The following is a 16,794-nucleotide window of genomic DNA, read 5'->3' on the forward strand; positions in this document are numbered from 1 at the left end:
CCTGCACTAGGATCAAGGATTTCAATATACCTCGAAGCCTTTTAACCGTAAACTGGAACACCTCGGCATACTAGGCAGTCACTCTAGGTGTGGAAATTGCCTAGACAATGCCTGTATCGAGTCTTTTTTCTCTCACTTAAAGACGGAGAAAATATACTTGAATAAAGCGGAAAATAAAACAGAGGTTGAACAACAAGTGGGCGAATACTTCAGAAAAAACTAAACGACCGTTCTCCGGTAGAATACCGGGAAACGGCCGCAGCTTAAATCTTGTCTTTTTTGTACTGTCTACTTGACAGGGTTATGACCATTTTAGCGACTTTTTTTGTTCAATCGGTAAACGCTAAGCCATTGAAAAAGATTAGGTAGAGTTCAGCCTTTCTATAATTATATTAATTATTATTGATGTTATATGTGGCAAGTTTTAGTAACAATTCTTGCACTTCCTCTCCAGAAACAAGTTTATTGGGTTCGAATTGTTTCCTTGCATTGATATTCATAAGATTAAGATCAATGACGCGAATTATTGAAGAATATGCCCAATGATCCACGGGTATATCACTATGAGTGAGTGTGGAATCAGGATAATCGCTATTTCCAATCCAATTTGTTGCTACTGTTGCTAATTGTGCTCGAGTAACCTTACCTTCTGGAGAAAATATACTATTTGCTACTCCATTCATTAATCCAGAATGAGTAACTTGTAATATTTGCTGTTTTACTTTCGAAGAGTTGATATCTGAGTAAATTTTTGTATCTGTTACTGTAGGCAAATGTAATGCATTTACCAGGGCATTGGCTAATTGTTCACGTGTAACTTCCTTTGTTTCTGATAGAATTTCACTCAAATCAGATTTCCTCTGATTAAATAGCCAATTGACCAACGTTGAATCATTAAATGTAGGAACCCATGATAAGTGCTTGAGGTCACCAAATAGTCTGTGCTTATTCATAAAAGCATCATCGTAAATTGTTTCCTTAACAACAGATGATCCCAGTTCTCTTAATGCTTTAAAGGCCAACTTACTTGTTCTACTATCTGTTATTGGATCATTTTCGGCGTGTATGATCCAAATTGGAGTTTTTACAAGATCCTTTAATTCCTCTTTGAATACATCAACATCTCCTTTGTAGTCTGCTATTGCATCCTTTGCAGCTATGACAAGACTGCCTGCGAATAAATCAGGATATTGCATCATAAAACGGAAAGCCCCGCCACCGCCGCTAGAAGCACCTACAAGGTAAATACGATCAGCATCAACTTTACCTTCTTCAATTAGGTCTTGAATGAGTTCATATTGTACTAAGAAATAATCCTGCATTAGTTTTAATTGTTCGGGGTTATTATATATAGCCCAGCCATAGTTTTTAGGGTATTGAACTGCTAAAACAGATGTATCTTTACCTGATTCAGTCCAAACTGTAGCGCCGCGATTCTCCGTCAACTGCTTTAGATTGTCATTTCCAACTTCTCCTCCCCCATGTAACCAGACCACTAAAGGACGAGCCTCATTTGATTCGCTTTGTTTTAATCGATAGGAGAGAGTGTGACCATTACTTCCCGTGAGAGTCCCTGCCTTAAAATCATCTACAGTCCGTGTTTTAATTTGAGAAACATCTTCTTTGGTGAAGGAAAGCTCCGAGTATTTCCTATTATAAATAACGAAATCTGATGTGGGTCCCCCGGGATATCGAAACGCTTTCACTTTGAGGTGTAAAGTTTGCCCGCTAATTTGGAGTCCAATACCATCATCTTCGTAATTGTTTTGTACAGTTCCTTCTTTCTCATTTATTGAGTAACCATCATAATTACCAGTAACATCAAAATCAGTGGATTGAACTTCTTTAAATTTATCGATATCATCCACTACAATATCAAAAGAATCTACCATTGTGCCTAAATCACCAATATAAGTATTCGCGGTTATTCTTTTAATAGCCTTATCATCATTAGCGTCAGCTATTGAAGAAAATAAAGTGTTAGTAAGTAGTGTTGCTACAACTAACAGTGCCATTTTCTTGCCAAACAACTTTCTCATGTAAACGCCTCCTTAAGGTGTATGGATTAAACGCATAAAAAAACGGGCAGACCATAAAACATACTTCAAAGAATTCCTTGAAGTAGCTTAATAGGTCTTGCCCGTGTATACGGTTACAATCCATATAATATATTATTTATATCTTATTTTATGGGTTATCTTTTGTCAATACAAAATTGAAAATAGTTAAGACAACAATGATAAGTTACCTGTTGCATAATCATTTCAGTTTTAATTGTAAGCGCATTGATATTGAAATTGACCAATTCCGAGAGTGAGTTGCCGAGCAGTCCATCCAGGGAATGGAGCTGATCTGTCTCGCTGTTCAATAAGTGCGGCTACAGGCTTGCTATATTTCATGAATCTAGTTGGAACGAATGGATGGGGGCAGAACATATAAACCAAGCAGTTCTGCGTTGGATTCAATCGAACATGAATCAAGAAAACTTGGAGACAAAATGGATTGTCCATCCTAATCATTGTAATCTAAAAATGTTAATTGAAGAAGAACCTGAAGAAATTAAACATATTGTTTCAAGCGAGCCTATTCAGCAAAATTATTTTCACTCGAATCTCTTTCGAAAAGAACAATTAAAAATCTGCTCAAAAACTTTCCAGAAAATTGAGAAGAATTTACTTCAAGGAATTCTTCGGAACCATCATCATTGCATCCATCAACAATTGGAACTTAAAAAGAAGGATGACTTAGCGGAATTTCCTTTAATTTGTCCCTATGCATATGCTTATGTTTTTTGGAGAAAATCTTTACTGAAGGAAGTGCTTTTCTATGGGTTTGATCCTACAAGAGATGACCTAACATCGAATACTGCTCCTATGTTAATTGAAGATCACATAGAATATTTCGTAACACAACTTATAACGTTTCAAAAATTGACATATGGAACTATTGATAGAAATATTATATTTTGGTTTCTTGAGAAACTGGTTAGTGAATTTAGTGAGAGTTTCTTCAGAGCTTGGTTTGAAATAGCAGGGAAGAGAAGTGAGAAAATCAATGTTCCTAAATGGGGAGAAATTCTTTAGATGAGAGATAAATCATTTCCGAAAGTAGCTCTCAAGTGTAGCATTAACAAGCAAATAAATTATATTGAGTATCACCTTTCAAAAAGTAATGAGTCTATATCGATTAAATTCGATTGTCCTAACCAAAATGAGACTGCTCGTAGCAACATTAAAGCAATGAACTCGTATACACCACATGCAGTTGCACTGATGGTCAGAGGAAGCAAACCAGATATGGATCTTATTAAACTCCAAAAATCAGTTGAAGCATATGTGAAAAAATTGAATTTTTAAAAACGTTAATCTTCGTGGTAAAATTGATTAATGTCGAGGGACAAGAACTTGTACCGATTACCGAAAAGGACAAGAACTTGATCCGATTGCCGATTAGATGTATATCTAAACATTGATCATACGCACTTAAAACTTCATCAATTACCATAATACATGAAAATGTTCACTTTGTTATGTTTGATTGGGTGACCGCGAACTATCCCGACGTCAATGTGTTGGTGAACAATGCCGGAACGGAACAGTCCTTCAACATGCGAACCGCGGATGCACGAAATTGGTCACATTACAATCACGAAGTGGCCACTAATTTAGATGCGCCCGTTCATCTCGTCGTGCTGTTTACACCGTACTTGGCAACGAAGGAAGACGCCGCGATCCTGAACGTGACTTCTGGTTTGGCGTTTACCCTTTTTTAATCGCCCCATTGTATTCCGCAACGAAAGCGGCCCTACATTGTTTCACGGTGTATCTTCGACTACAGCTTTCAGGGACTTCCGTCGAAGTTATTGAAGTCCCCACGCCTTCCGTCCCAACCCAGCTAGCTGGCGAAGCAGCTGGGTTGAACAGCTAGAGTGAAACATTGGACGCCTTCGCAGACGGTATTTTCGCAGGATTGGAAGAAGGTATGCCCGAAATTGGGTATGGTACGTCCATTCCTCGGTTACGCATGTCGCGAGACGAAGTTGATGAATATGCTAATAGACTGTATGAGGCCACCAAACCCTTCATCAACTAATTCATTGACTTATGCAAGGGGAAAGGGACTATAAGTTAAAAGAGCACCTCAACAGAAAACGTTATCCCAATAAAAAAGGAGGCAGCCGACTATAGTGATCGGCTGCCTTTTTAGGTAACGGGCAGAATAGCGTGGTAAACGGATTGTTAAATAAGTTTGCTTTGTCGTGGAGTGTTCATTCTTGTTCTATCCTTTACAACCGCATATAATCTAACTAAATCTCAAGAAAAACGGTGATCATATGAATGGAGAAATCCGACGGAAGGAACTTGGAACTTTTTAAAAAGTCGCCAAATACATTTATTACCACAAGAAGTTGGTTTGACAAATAGTGATTTCCCTAGAAGGCGGACTCGAGGGTTGCGTAGGGAAGAGGTCGCCGTGCTTTCGGGCATTTCCTTGCCTTGCTTGGTACAGCCTGGCGAGAACGTTGCGTATGACTGATGCTGAGCATATCACATTGTATATTTCATGCCTATAGTGACTGCCTGATATGCTGATTTTTAGTTTACGGTTAAATGGCTTCGAGGTAGATTACAATTCTTTTGATGCTGTAGGATTACGTCAATCATGATCTACACTGACGGTGTATATCCAGGGTTAGATGGCCATTAAATGCCACGATGCAATTTCGTTATTGTATGAATCCAGGATGACAGAGAGAAGGGCAGGTTCACTAAGAAAATCATATTACAACCTCCATATCATCAGTGGAATATATTTGGTGGGTCGTAAAAGTCTAAACTAAATAAAGAAATCCACTAATCTGAACTACTTAAAATCATAATGAAAATTTTATTATACTGTTGAAAGGAACGCTCTATCACAAAATACTACTAAAGCCAAAACTAAAATACACAATTGATAATAATAAATTGATCTTTTAAAGCGTTTAATGGTAAAATAAAGAAAAGAATGATTCGACGATAACTAATGGTATCACTCTATTGATGATTGATGTGCTTAGGTGACATGGGAGTTTGAGGATTATGTCGTTAGTCGGCATAATCCTTTTATTTTTTTGTGAATGGAGCCTATCAAACATATTAGACTAGGAGGAAATAATATGATTTGTAGCCAAGATGTACGAACTTTGAGCAAAGAAGAACAAGCAAAGACTCAAAAGTTAGTCTTTGCTTTTTTAGGGATGACAAAATCAGGAAAAACCACAGGGATTGCTGCTCTTACGGAATACCCTGAAAGCATTATTGAAATATCAACTGGAGATGACGCTAGAACCAAAGTTACAGTTGAATATCACTTTAGCGGAGAGGATTCAGAAGAGATTGGAATTGAGAACGTAGAATTTTTCGAACAGACAATATTGATACCTGCAAATGGTTCATGTACAGAGAAATTTAATGAAGAACTTGAAAAGAATACAATTCTACGAAACATACTTAGGCTAAGAAAAGTAGCAGATGACGAAAATTTACAGGAGAGTGTTTCATTTCAGTTAGGCCAATTGAAAAAAACTTTGAAGCAAAGAGATATAAAGTCGTTAATTAATACCGAAGGAATAGATAAATATATAAAGAAAATAACGTTGAAGGTCAAAGCTAATAAAGAACTACAAACTTTAATTTCAAAAAATAGATTGGATTTGTATATTCGTGATACCCGTGGGTTAATGGATATAGTTCTAGAAGATGATAATGGGTTCAAAAAAATATCAAACGTACGTCCTTTGAGCGAACTTGGGTTGGATGGGATTAATGGTGTTTTGTTTTATTGCTCTGAAAGCTACCCTAATATTGTTTCTTCACTTTATGAGGATACCTTTACTAATGTTTTTCAATCTGTACCCTTTTTTCTTATTGCTAGGGATAACGGGATGAGTAGGTTATTTAGATCAAATAGTCAACCAGAGACATTTGAAAACGTACGTGCATTGATCCGGGGAGTACAGCTTGGAGAAAATAAGAATTATTCAGATGTTGAGTATGAATACTTTATAGAAACTCTTGGTCTACTGGAAAAGTTTAAAGTAACTGAGCGGAACAATGATGGTGATTATCAATTTAAAGATCAATATTTCAAGCAGATGGAAACAGAGTTTCTTTCTTCATCGTGTACATCACTAAAAAAAGCAAGACTAAAGAGGGATTTTCCTAATATTTCAAAAGATGATGATTTTTTGTTTTTCCAATATACTGTAACAGTAGCAGTTCAACAAATGGTTGAAATGATCAGTGAGCTACATAAGAGCATAAATACTGTGATCCAATCAGGGAAAGCTAGTGACATACTTAGGAAAGCTTATGAATTATTTGTGCCCGATCTGCAAAAGGACCTTCTAAAATATGACAACTGGCATACATCAAATGAAGCAACAGAATACGTAAAACCTCAGTTTACAACAATGACAAAATTTGAATTAGAAAATGAATTAACTGATCCAAATTACGAGCTACTTGGTAAATCTGGCGGTATTACAACTAAGAACAACGATGGAAAATGGCGCTATGCTGCAACTGCAGTAATGGCTGTTACCAGTAGAAAAAGCCTTTATAGGCTGATAGAGAAAATACATGTAGACACTGATGTGACTGACTTGGAGGGAAATGTATTAATACCATCGCTAAAAGGCGATTATATAAAGCAGGAAGCCTTGCTGAAAAAAACAATGTATTATATACTCTACAATGCATTCACAGATACAAACGCAACTATTCAAAATTATTTGATTGTCGATAGGTACAAAGTTAAAGAATCGATATTAAATGCCAGACAAAATAAAATATCATCTGAAAAATCTGTTGAGGAAAGTGTAGAAGATCTATTGGATAGATTCTGTACATTGTTAGACAGCATTGGGAATATCACTAGTATGTTCACTAACTAGCTATATTAAACTAAAGCTGTTCTATAGAAGTAGGTAATGGGTCCCATTGAAGTCGCTATTCTAGCAGCTTTTTATTTAATCGGTACAAGTTCTTGTCCCAAGCCAAGGACAAGAACTTGTACCGATTAGCGGAATGGACAAGAAGAACATAACAGAGACTTATAAAAAAACAGAACGAAAATCGAGCTACATACATATGTACAAAATACTATGTAATATTTAGTAGATAGAAAAAAAGAAATTAGGCTTTAGCCGCCTTATTTGATGGAAAATTAAGGATGATATACAAATAACTACACAGGAGCGCAAAACTATGAATCTTTTTGAGCGGCAAATTCCAGAGGATAAACTACATCCAAATTTTATTAACGTCGCGAACGATCCTGAGCTAGTAGACGTTATTGAAAGATGGGCTAGAGGCTTTGTTGATAGAGATAATAAATTTGTAAAGCAATTTCAAGAAACTTTCAACTCATCTTTTTGGGAGATCTACTTGTATGCTAGTCTCAACAAACTAAACTTCCAATTTGATTTTTCTCATCAGTCCCCTGATTTTTCCATATCAAAAAAAGGACATCAACTAATTGTTGAGGCTGTTTCAACTGCCCATGCCAAAGGATTTATTCCCGAACATGAAAAACTAGCTTATCTAAAACAGACTGACCGAAAGTATCTATTTCAGTCAGATCGTAATGAAATGCATGAAGAAGTGTTATCAATGGCTACAGAACGGATAAGTAATAGCATTAGGAACAAATACAACCGTTACATGGATTACTATCAGAACTTACCTCATGTAAAAGATAAACCATTTATTTTAGCTATTGGTGCTTTTGAACAACCCTTCTTCTACACGCAAAAGTCCGGTGCTATATCAAGAGTGTTGTACGGAATGCAAAGTGCGAAGTATGATAGGGATGGTCAACCCAATATTACTTATGGAACAAAAACATTTAAACATAATGGTGCAGAAATCGATATTGGTTTGTTTAATGATAAACGTTACGAACATATAAGTGCTGTACTATTCAACCCCATTGCTACAATTGGGAAAGTCAGAGCCCATCAAAGAAAAAAATCTAAAGGAATAACCTTTGACACTGTGCGTTATAACAATTATGGATATGAAACAATACAAGAAAATCAAATACCTCACAGAAAGTATCATGAATCTTTGCTAGATGGGACGTATTTGTTACTTAATCCCAATGCTAAAAATCCAGTTGATCATAGACTGTTTAACGAAGTTGACATTATGGTCTGCTTCGATGCTGAACAAATACAAGGTAAGCACAGATTCTTGTATACAAGAAATGTGTGGAATTCATCCTCCTTTGGCAATATAGAGAAAGATCCACTTCAATAGATATAATTATGAAATTGAGGCTCACCATTTTAAGGTCAGCCTCAATTGTCGAGGGACAAGAACATATTCCCATTCAAGTCGCTAATTAGCGGCTTTTTTATTTTATCGGTACAAGTTTTTGTCCCAAGCCAAGGACAAGAACATGTACCGATTGCCCAAATTGACAAACAAGAACATAGTCCGATTTTTGATTAGATGCATGTCTAAACTTCGATCACATACACTTTGGTCATCGATGGCAAACAAGCCTAGCTCACACAAAGTGGATGTGTAAATACCACATTGTGTTTACCCCGAAGTATAGACGGAAAGAAATCTACAATTAAGTGAGAGAAGATTTAATTGAAATCTTCAAACGTTTATGTAAGTACAAAGGAGTAGAGATTATAGAAGTTCACAGATGCTCGATCATGTGCAATGTTGGTAGCGATTCCACCGAAAATTGCAGTCTCGAAGTTCATAGGATATTTAAAGGGAAAAAGTTCGCTAATGATATTCGAAAAACAAGTATAAATACAGAAACCAAAAGTTTTGGGCAGAATGGTACTATGTGAGCACAATGGGTCTAAAGAAGTAACAGTAAAAAAGTATATGCGTGAGCTATAAGCAGATGATCAGGCATTAGATAAGCTGAGTGTAAAAAAATACGAAGATCCATTCAGCAGTAATAGGGACAAAAAGAAGTAAAACCAGTTTAACTAGTAAGTAAAAGTGACAAATAACATTGAGTCTGAACAGATTTTCTGTCAAGGTAGCGTCTTTAGGCGCAGTTTGGCAACAGGGAGTTATACCCCAAGAGCAAACCACCCGATGGACGGGTGGTCATGATTTGTCGAAGAATAAGAACATAGTCCTATTTAAGTCGCTATTTTAGAGAATTTTTTGTTTTAAGCAACCGAGTATTGTCCCAAGCTGAGGACAAGAAAATGGTTTCATTTCGGATTAGGTATTTATCTAAATAGCATCATGATGGAGATCATGTGGCGAGAAAAAGCACATGAATTTAAAGAATTCGCGTGAATAACGGATTTTTTTGTATTGGGAATTAGGTTTTTTCGATCAAAGCTAAGGATTAGTTCATCTTTGAAACGGCTAAGTACTTGGTCTAAATGTTGATTTATCTTAACGAGCAGAATAGCATAATGTTGATGGGTATAAAATGTGACACTAAAGAAGACGGGGGCTAATGCACACATAATTTAAATTATTATTGGGTGTTTTTTAGTGCATTTCGGTTTGAATATAGATGTGTAGTAAGTGAATTTTAGATAGATACGATTACGGAAAGGCAGAAATGCTGAGCTGAAGTTGCATCAAGATCATATTTGCTCACAGATGATGTGTATAGGCTTAAATGAAGTAGTATTAATGTCCTATTCATAAAGTAACGTATGTGTAATAATAGAGGAGCGGAAAATTATAGAAGTTAATGTTGATTTTTCACTTAATGTCTCAAACCGAGGTGTAAACAAATGACTCACTATATTCAAATTGCCGATATGACTGTTCCTCATAATTTCGTAAAAAAACACATTACCTTCGTGTTGAATGATTCAGGTACTTATGAAGAGTTTTATGACGAATTTCATAGATATCTCTTACAGAGTGTTCTTACGCAACAACCTTACGAAGATTTAATGTCACTTTTAAATGGTGAGAATATTAATGAAAAGCACAAGCAGTACATAGTTAATAATATAAGAAGAATTTTCAAAAATAGGCAACATTACAAAGGTCTGGTGGGTGAGTTTCTTTTTGCTTTCTACTTTCAAAAGACAGTTCAGGATTTTCTATGGTCTCATGGTCCTAAAGGTCGTTCATCTGCTGAACCAGGAATAGATTATATAACCTTTACTGGTGACATGATTGATAAAAACTCAATTAAAGTGACAATTTGGGAAACTAAGACAACAGAGAATACGATTTCAACACGCGCAAGTCAAATTTACGATTTTTTTAGCGAGAACGGGAGTTTCGAGGAGAATATAGATAATGAAATAGCCGTTTTACAAGAGCTCTTCCAATATCGGCCTAATGATACACTGAGAGAAGTAGTAGAAGGATTGTTTGAGACTGTAATTAACAGAGAATTTTGTATAGGAGCGACTGGAGTTTCGTCGAATTTCACTTCCACTGATGATACCTTTAGGCAATTTGGGGATTGTTTCAAAGACGAACTTTCGAAAGAACAACGTTTAGTTAAATTTGTTTTTATTGAACTCCTAGCTAAGATTTTAGATGATTTGAGGGATAGAGTATGGAACAAGTTACAAACACACTCAATATAAGTGAACTACTGCAACGTTTAAAAGAATCCAAATTACCAAACGATTTTCAAGAGATACTCGAAATTCTTACTATTAGTTGTATAGGTCTGGAGATAAACCAGAGAAACATATCTGAAAAAACAATCGAAAGAGTCATAGGAAGAATAAGGGATCTCGAAAGGGTAAGTATGTTTCTTTTCTCTGAGTATAACAATACGTTAAGGGCTTATGATGATAAAATAATGAGAAGAGCTATGCAGTTATGTGCTTTAGCTAGTGAGAAGTTGGGCGATTATCTTGAACATGTAAGTGAAGATAAATTGATTACGTTATCACTAGGTCAAATTCTGAATAAACAACTGAAGAGTTATTGGAGAGCAGCTGTTGCGTATACTTTAAGTGAAAATCCACCAAATTCGATTGTAATCTCAGGAAAATTAAGCAAATTAATTGATAAAATGGATCATACTTTACCGAGAAATCTAAAAAATTTATACATGTTTTCGAGTTTATTATTAGCTAGAAAATTCGTTAATGACATAGAAAAAAGAATTGATGATAACGACTTAATAAATATATTTAAGGAATTAAAAAAGTTCGTTGTTAGTGGGAGCCATTTTGCTGCGGAGAAAACTATGCAGTTATTAAATGCATTAATCGAAAAGAAGCTCTATTCGAATAATTCTGAGGAATTTAAATTAACTAAGTATTTAAACCACTGCATAGATAAATTAATAAAAAACAGTGTCTGGACCAATCTCGACACTGTAACCTCTACCAGTTATATACAACAACTTATTAAATCAAGACCCTCTATAGTGGAACTCTGGCCTAATCAGCTTGAAATAATAAATAATATTAACGGGTTTTTAAGGAACGATAATATAAGGCGTGCAATGATTAATTTCCCGACGAGTGGTGGGAAAAGTCTATTGGCCGAATTAGCCATTGTGAAAGAGCTTGAAAAAGACATAACCAAAAAGTGCTTCTATATTGTTCCTACCAATGCGCTTGTATATGAAGTTACAAAACGATTAAGAGAAAGATTTAGAAGGCTTGGTTATAGAGTTTCTAGTTCCATAAGTGGTTATGAACCTGATTTCATTTATGGTCAGTATGCTGAGGATCATGTAGTAGTTACGACACCCGAAAAAATGGATATGATTACAAGAAATATTTTTTCGAATGATATTCTAGTGAAAACGTCAATTATTATTTTTGATGAGTTTCATAAGATTCAAGATAAGGAACGTGGTTGGTTAATTGAGGGTTGTATTTCTTTTTTGATAAATCATAACGTATATAGCAATATAAAACTTCTGCTTTTATCAGCAATCATTGATAATGGTGCCTCTGTCATGGAGTGGGTGGATAGTGCAGAAAGGTGTTCCGGACATTTCCCTAGTGATTGGAAACCAACTGTGAAGTTAAAGGGTATTGTTTCTTGGGAATATGAAACTGATAACTATGGTAATTGGGTTAATATTAATAAAACTGATCCTCTCTTTAAAGATGGTTTTAAAAATTACAGAGCAAATGCAAATATTAAATATAAAATTAACGGGACAATTAGAAAAGTTAGTCTTTTTCAACTTGGAAGGTATCATCATATAAGAAATAATCGCGTTGATCGTGATAGTAATATGAAGAGAGAAAATTTTATTATGGGTATTGCTCAAAAGCTTAAAAATGTAGGGGGAAGTCTTATCTTTTTCCATACAAAAGATGAATGTGAAAAATTCGTGCGTGCTTATGAACCGTTGTTTCCTGAACGACTAGAACTTAGTCTAGAAATGAAAAATCTAATTACCTATATTGAAAAACGTCTTGGCACAAATCATCTACTAACATTAGGGTTAGATAAGGGACTGGTTTATCATCATGGAAGTTTACCGATAGATATTCGGGAGGCTTTAGAAGATTACTTTCTAAATGGTCATATAAAAATTATGGTCTGCACTACAACGTTAGTAGAAGGGGTGAATTTCCCAATACAGAATTTTATACATTCAGGACGATCTTATAGTGGCCAACCTACATTAAGTCCTGGAGATTTTAAAAATATCGCTGGGCGTGCCGGTAGAGCATATCAGAGCACATTTGGGCAAATAGTATATATAAATTTTTATAATAATCTAGTAGAGGAACATTATAATTACGAAAATTACTCTAACATTGTTGGAAGCTCTCTTTTAAGTGATGAGGAATTTTTTAATTCACTTGATGAGATTGAACGCTTAGAAGAAGCAGAACAAACAGCTGCACTCTTAAATTTAACTTCAAAATCTTTTGCTAAATCATTATTATTATTTTATAACGCTTTATCGCCAGCGAGAGACGAGATTAATAGTATGCTAAGTAATACATTGTTTTTCCATCAAGCTGATACAAGCAAATTAGGGAAAGTATTGAGTTTCTCTAGAAAGATGTTTTTTTATTATGATTTACAAAGCAGAATAGACCTAATAAAAATCCAAGAAAGCGGCTTATCATTTAATTCTTATAGAGCTTTACAAGTGATGGTTACTTCTATTTTAGAATTTCTTAATAATCGTGAAAGCCCAATTCAAAGTGTTTCTGAAGTAATAACCCCAGAAATTTTCAAGGGAATATTGTCATTGCCAGAATGTAAAAAAAATAAGATTAGAAGAGGTGCAGGAAACTCCAAAGAAATAGAAATCAACGAATATAATCTTTTTGTTGATTGGATTGAGAGTTACAAATCATATAGACAACTTGGTGAAGAATATTTTAGTGGTGTAAGTGAACAATACAGAATTTCGCGTCTTGTAGACTATACTAAGGATATGTTTGAGTTTAAACTACCTTGGGTTATTGGCTCATTATGTTCTATGGTAATTGAGGTTGTTGGAAATAATGAATTTTTTATGTATCTTCCACTTTACATTAAATTTGGGGTCAACAATAGTGTAGATGTTAGTTTATTTAGATTAGGACTTAATTCACGAGAAACAGTTAAAGACTTGTCGCAATATGTTCAGGTTAATACAAGTTATAGAACTATTGATGAGTTAAGGGACTTTTTAAAGGATGCTGACCCATTGATTTTTCTCGATAACGAAAGTAATATTATCCCTTTCGAGGTTAGAAAATTAGTCTCTTTGTCAAATAATTATAAAGATATGACAAACGACTTTGGTGATAGTAGTTCTAATGAAATCTATCTTGCTGGTACTAAATTTAATTTGTGTGAGTTACCCAATAGGGACCAGTTATTAAAAGAAATTGAGAGCGGCAGTGAGTTGATAATAAAAAGGGAACGAGAAAATTTTTACGATGAAAATGCTGTTGCAGTTTATTATTCTGAACACAAGATTGGCTATATACCTCGGAAATACAATGAGGAGGTCTGTTACTATCTAGATTTAAACTTTGAATACAGGCTCACAATAGAAAATATTAGAATTATAGATTCTTCTCGATTCATTGATATAAAAATGGTTTTATCATTTGTAATTTAAACTAAACGGGGAGTACGAGACCAACTTTAGAATATAAGAGTCGGTTTTACGCAATCATCTATTACCTACAAGTCTAGTTATATGAATTTCAATCGCAAAGAATGCCATGGCTATCAGCTGAGAATAAAGTAAAGAATCCTTGATGTTAATTACCAAAGAGGATGTTCCTAAAAATTATAAACTTAAAATTTTTTAAAAGAAGGAGATAGTTCATTCATGTATACAATTAATTTGTTTGAATCATCTATGCACTCTAATCATCTAAACAACAATACATACTTAAAGTTTGATTTCGACTTAAGAATCACAGAAAGCATACAGTTTATTGACATTCAGATGTCGGATCAAACACACAGACTTCAAAACATTTTGGATATTCAGGTATCATCAAAGGTTAACTCTACTTTCTTAAAGAAAGCTGTGGGTCAAGTCCAACCTAACATTCGTGTGTTCAATCAAGGCTCTGGTTATAGAGAATGGGATTGGATATTTGACTCAAACGATATTTCTATCATAGAAGGGATTCGTTCTGGTGACCTGTATTTCACAATTGATGTAAAGGCGATTGTAGAAGTCATGGAGAACGGAAACAAGATCATTCCGATAACCGGCAACCAACAAATAAAGATATCAGAGTCTGATTGGATTCGGTTTATAAATTATTATGGGTATTCCACTAAATACGCGGTAAGCCTTCCAGCAGCATTGTTAAACGATACAAGTTGGATTCAAGCCTATGAACTGCTTGATGATGCTCGTGAGCATATGAAACGAGGAAAGACTTACGATGCCCTTCGGCAATGTCTCTCAGTAATAGAATCTTATACTGACGTTGGGAATGGAAGAGGTGGACCATACAACTCGAAAGTCTGGGAGGGGTTCCTAAGTGATATCACGGAGCAAAAAAGAGATGGAATTACTGGATTATTAACCGGAGTATCGACCTACCTAAATAAGGTTGGACATCATCGAAACTCAAAAATAAAAGACAACGGAAATCTACCTTCTGTTCCTGTTGACCAGTACGAAGCTGAGCTAATGATAAGCATATCTCATTTGGTAGTAGCTTATTTAGATCGGTTAAGTGGGGGAAAGTCAAATGAAAATTAAAAAGGTGAAAATCCAAAACTTTAAGAGTTTTTACGGGGAATTCGTCTTAGAACTTAGTCAAGGAATGAACATCCTAGTTGGCAACAATGAGGCAGGGAAAAGTACCATTCTTGAAGCTATTCATTTAGCGCTCACGGGGCTCCTTAATGGTAGACAAATCAAAAATGAGCTAACACAATATTATTTCAACAATAGAATTGTTAGTGAATACTTAACGAAATTGGAGCAAAGACAAAGTCATGAGCTACCATACATATTGATTGAAGTATTTTTGAGTGGTGATGGTATAGCGTTGTTTGAAGGTAACGGTAATAGCAATCATGTTAAAGAGAGCGGGATTGCACTTAAAATTTGCTTCGATGAAAAGTATCAAGCGGAGTATGAACATTTAGTAAATAAGGGAGATGTAAAGACTCTTCCAATTGAATATTACGATTTGTTCTGGTCTACATTTGCTAGGGAGATAATAACGCCAAAAAGCATCCCACTGAAGTCTGCGATGATTGATTCATCGAGTAATCGGTACCAAAATGGCTCTGATGTTTATATTTCCAGAATTGTTAGAGATAATCTTGAGCCCGAAGATATAGTTGATATTTCCCAAGCCCATAGAAAAATGCGAGATAATTTCATGGGTTCGGAGTCCATTCAGGCTATTAATACAAAAATTCAAGAAACCGCAGTGCTGACAGGAAAGAAAGTTGAACTTTCTGTTGAGCTACTTTCTAAAAATGCTTGGGAAAATAGTCTGGTTACTTATCTTGATGACGTGCCTTTTCACTTTGTTGGAAAAGGCGAGCAATGCATTGTGAAAACTGAGTTGGCTTTAAGCCATAGGAGAACAAGAGAAGCTGCAGTCATTTTAGTTGAAGAACCAGAAAACCACCTATCCCACACTAAGTTGAACCAATTTATTAATAAAATCGCAGAGAATCAACAGGATAAACAAATTATTATTTCTACACATAGTAGTTTCGTAGCTAATAAATTAGGGTTAGATAACTTGATATTGTTAAATGACAAGAAGGCAATAAAGTTGAATGATCTAAAGAAAGACACCAGAGGATTCTTCCAGAAGGTAGCAGGCTATGATACCCTTCGGCTCGTCCTTTGTAAAAAGGCAATTTTGGTGGAAGGAGATTCTGATGAACTGGTAGTTCAAAAAGCATACATGATTTCAAACGAAGGAAAATTACCTATTCAAGACGAAATTGATGTTATTTCGGTAGGCACATCTTTTTTGCGATTCTTAGAGATCTCAGTATTGCTTAATAAACCTGTAACAGTAGTTACAGATAATGATGGAGACGTATTGGCTGTTAAAAGAAAGTACAGTGACTATCTGGGGGATAACGCAAAAGAAGGTATTAAAATTTGTTTTGATCCGAATGAGGATGAAGGCGACTTACATATTGGGAAGAACCCTTTTAATTATAATACATTAGAACCAAAACTGTTGAAGGTTAATGAGTTGAGCAAACTCAATACTATTTTTGGAACAGAATCCTTAGATATTGATGAGATGCATAAATATATGAAGTCTCATAAAACTGAGTGTGCATTGAAAATCTTTGAAACGGCTGAATCTGTGGTATTTCCTGAATACATCGCAGATGCAATAAGGTGATCAAG

At 35.2% G+C, this 16,794-nt stretch carries 9 protein-coding genes and 3 pseudogenes; 11 read left to right on the top strand and 1 reads right to left on the bottom strand.

Annotation, left to right across the window (positions count from 1 at the left end; translation table 11 throughout):
* Positions 1-10: 10 nt before the first annotated feature.
* Positions 11-267: pseudogene (locus AC6CIF_RS28560) on the top strand (transposase); the annotation flags it as partial.
* Positions 268-392: 125 nt separating this feature from the next.
* On the opposite strand, the gene AC6CIF_RS28565 reads toward AC6CIF_RS28560, so the two are convergent.
* Positions 393-2,039 (bottom strand): carboxylesterase family protein, encoded by a 1,647-nt coding sequence (locus AC6CIF_RS28565; protein WP_498202437.1) that lies wholly within the window; start codon positions 2,037-2,039, stop codon positions 393-395.
* A gap of 432 nt (positions 2,040-2,471) precedes the next feature.
* On the opposite strand from AC6CIF_RS28565, the gene AC6CIF_RS28570 reads away from it, so the two are divergent.
* The 10 genes and pseudogenes from AC6CIF_RS28570 to AC6CIF_RS28615 all read left to right on the top strand — a co-directional run bounded on the left by AC6CIF_RS28570 (position 2,472) and on the right by AC6CIF_RS28615 (position 16,789).
* A complete protein-coding gene (locus AC6CIF_RS28570) occupies positions 2,472-3,083 on the top strand; it encodes a hypothetical protein (RefSeq protein WP_498202439.1) in 612 nt (203 codons plus the stop codon).
* On the top strand, positions 3,084-3,356 hold the full coding sequence (locus AC6CIF_RS28575; RefSeq protein WP_498202440.1) for a hypothetical protein: 273 nt from the start codon (positions 3,084-3,086) through the stop codon (positions 3,354-3,356). It begins immediately after the preceding gene.
* 134 nt (positions 3,357-3,490) lie between these two features.
* A pseudogene (locus AC6CIF_RS28580) lies at positions 3,491-4,092 on the top strand (SDR family NAD(P)-dependent oxidoreductase); the annotation flags it as partial.
* A 1,066-nt stretch (positions 4,093-5,158) separates the two neighbouring features.
* Complete coding sequence (locus tag AC6CIF_RS28585; RefSeq protein ID WP_498202441.1) at positions 5,159-6,937, top strand: hypothetical protein; 1,779 nt, start codon at positions 5,159-5,161, stop codon at positions 6,935-6,937.
* Between the two features lie 313 nt (positions 6,938-7,250).
* The gene (locus AC6CIF_RS28590) at positions 7,251-8,303 is read left to right on the top strand and encodes a hypothetical protein (protein ID WP_498202442.1); all 1,053 of its coding nucleotides are present in this window, start codon (positions 7,251-7,253) and stop codon (positions 8,301-8,303) included.
* Between the two features lie 266 nt (positions 8,304-8,569).
* A pseudogene (gene tnpA / locus AC6CIF_RS28595) lies at positions 8,570-8,990 on the top strand (IS200/IS605 family transposase).
* A 785-nt stretch (positions 8,991-9,775) separates the two neighbouring features.
* Positions 9,776-10,591 (top strand): hypothetical protein, encoded by an 816-nt coding sequence (locus AC6CIF_RS28600; RefSeq protein WP_498202443.1) that lies wholly within the window; start codon positions 9,776-9,778, stop codon positions 10,589-10,591.
* Positions 10,561-14,052: a DEAD/DEAH box helicase gene (locus tag AC6CIF_RS28605; protein WP_498202444.1), complete on the top strand. Its 3,492-nt coding sequence runs from the start codon at positions 10,561-10,563 to the stop codon at positions 14,050-14,052. Before AC6CIF_RS28600 ends, AC6CIF_RS28605 begins: the two co-directional genes overlap by 31 nt.
* Before the next feature lie 216 nt (positions 14,053-14,268).
* Positions 14,269-15,162: a hypothetical protein gene (locus AC6CIF_RS28610; RefSeq protein ID WP_498202445.1), complete on the top strand. Its 894-nt coding sequence runs from the start codon at positions 14,269-14,271 to the stop codon at positions 15,160-15,162.
* Complete coding sequence (locus AC6CIF_RS28615; protein ID WP_498202446.1) at positions 15,152-16,789, top strand: ATP-dependent nuclease; 1,638 nt, start codon at positions 15,152-15,154, stop codon at positions 16,787-16,789. The genes AC6CIF_RS28610 and AC6CIF_RS28615 overlap by 11 nt, the downstream gene beginning before the upstream one ends.
* The last annotated feature ends 5 nt before the right edge of the window (positions 16,790-16,794 follow it).

The organism is Paenibacillus sp. GQ49, from assembly GCF_059759055.1.

Excerpts from the sequence above, each read along its gene's own strand:
- AC6CIF_RS28565 (WP_498202437.1), bottom strand. The coding sequence starts at position 2,039 with ATGAGAAAGTTGTTTGGCAAGAAAATGGCACTGTTAGTTGTAGCAACA.
- AC6CIF_RS28570 (WP_498202439.1), top strand. The coding sequence starts at position 2,472 with ATGAATCAAGAAAACTTGGAGACAAAATGGATTGTCCATCCTAATCAT.
- AC6CIF_RS28575 (WP_498202440.1), top strand. The coding sequence starts at position 3,084 with ATGAGAGATAAATCATTTCCGAAAGTAGCTCTCAAGTGTAGCATTAAC.
- AC6CIF_RS28585 (WP_498202441.1), top strand. The coding sequence starts at position 5,159 with ATGATTTGTAGCCAAGATGTACGAACTTTGAGCAAAGAAGAACAAGCA.
- AC6CIF_RS28590 (WP_498202442.1), top strand. The coding sequence starts at position 7,251 with ATGAATCTTTTTGAGCGGCAAATTCCAGAGGATAAACTACATCCAAAT.
- AC6CIF_RS28600 (WP_498202443.1), top strand. The coding sequence starts at position 9,776 with ATGACTCACTATATTCAAATTGCCGATATGACTGTTCCTCATAATTTC.
- AC6CIF_RS28605 (WP_498202444.1), top strand. The coding sequence starts at position 10,561 with ATGGAACAAGTTACAAACACACTCAATATAAGTGAACTACTGCAACGT.
- AC6CIF_RS28610 (WP_498202445.1), top strand. The coding sequence starts at position 14,269 with ATGTATACAATTAATTTGTTTGAATCATCTATGCACTCTAATCATCTA.
- AC6CIF_RS28615 (WP_498202446.1), top strand. The coding sequence starts at position 15,152 with ATGAAAATTAAAAAGGTGAAAATCCAAAACTTTAAGAGTTTTTACGGG.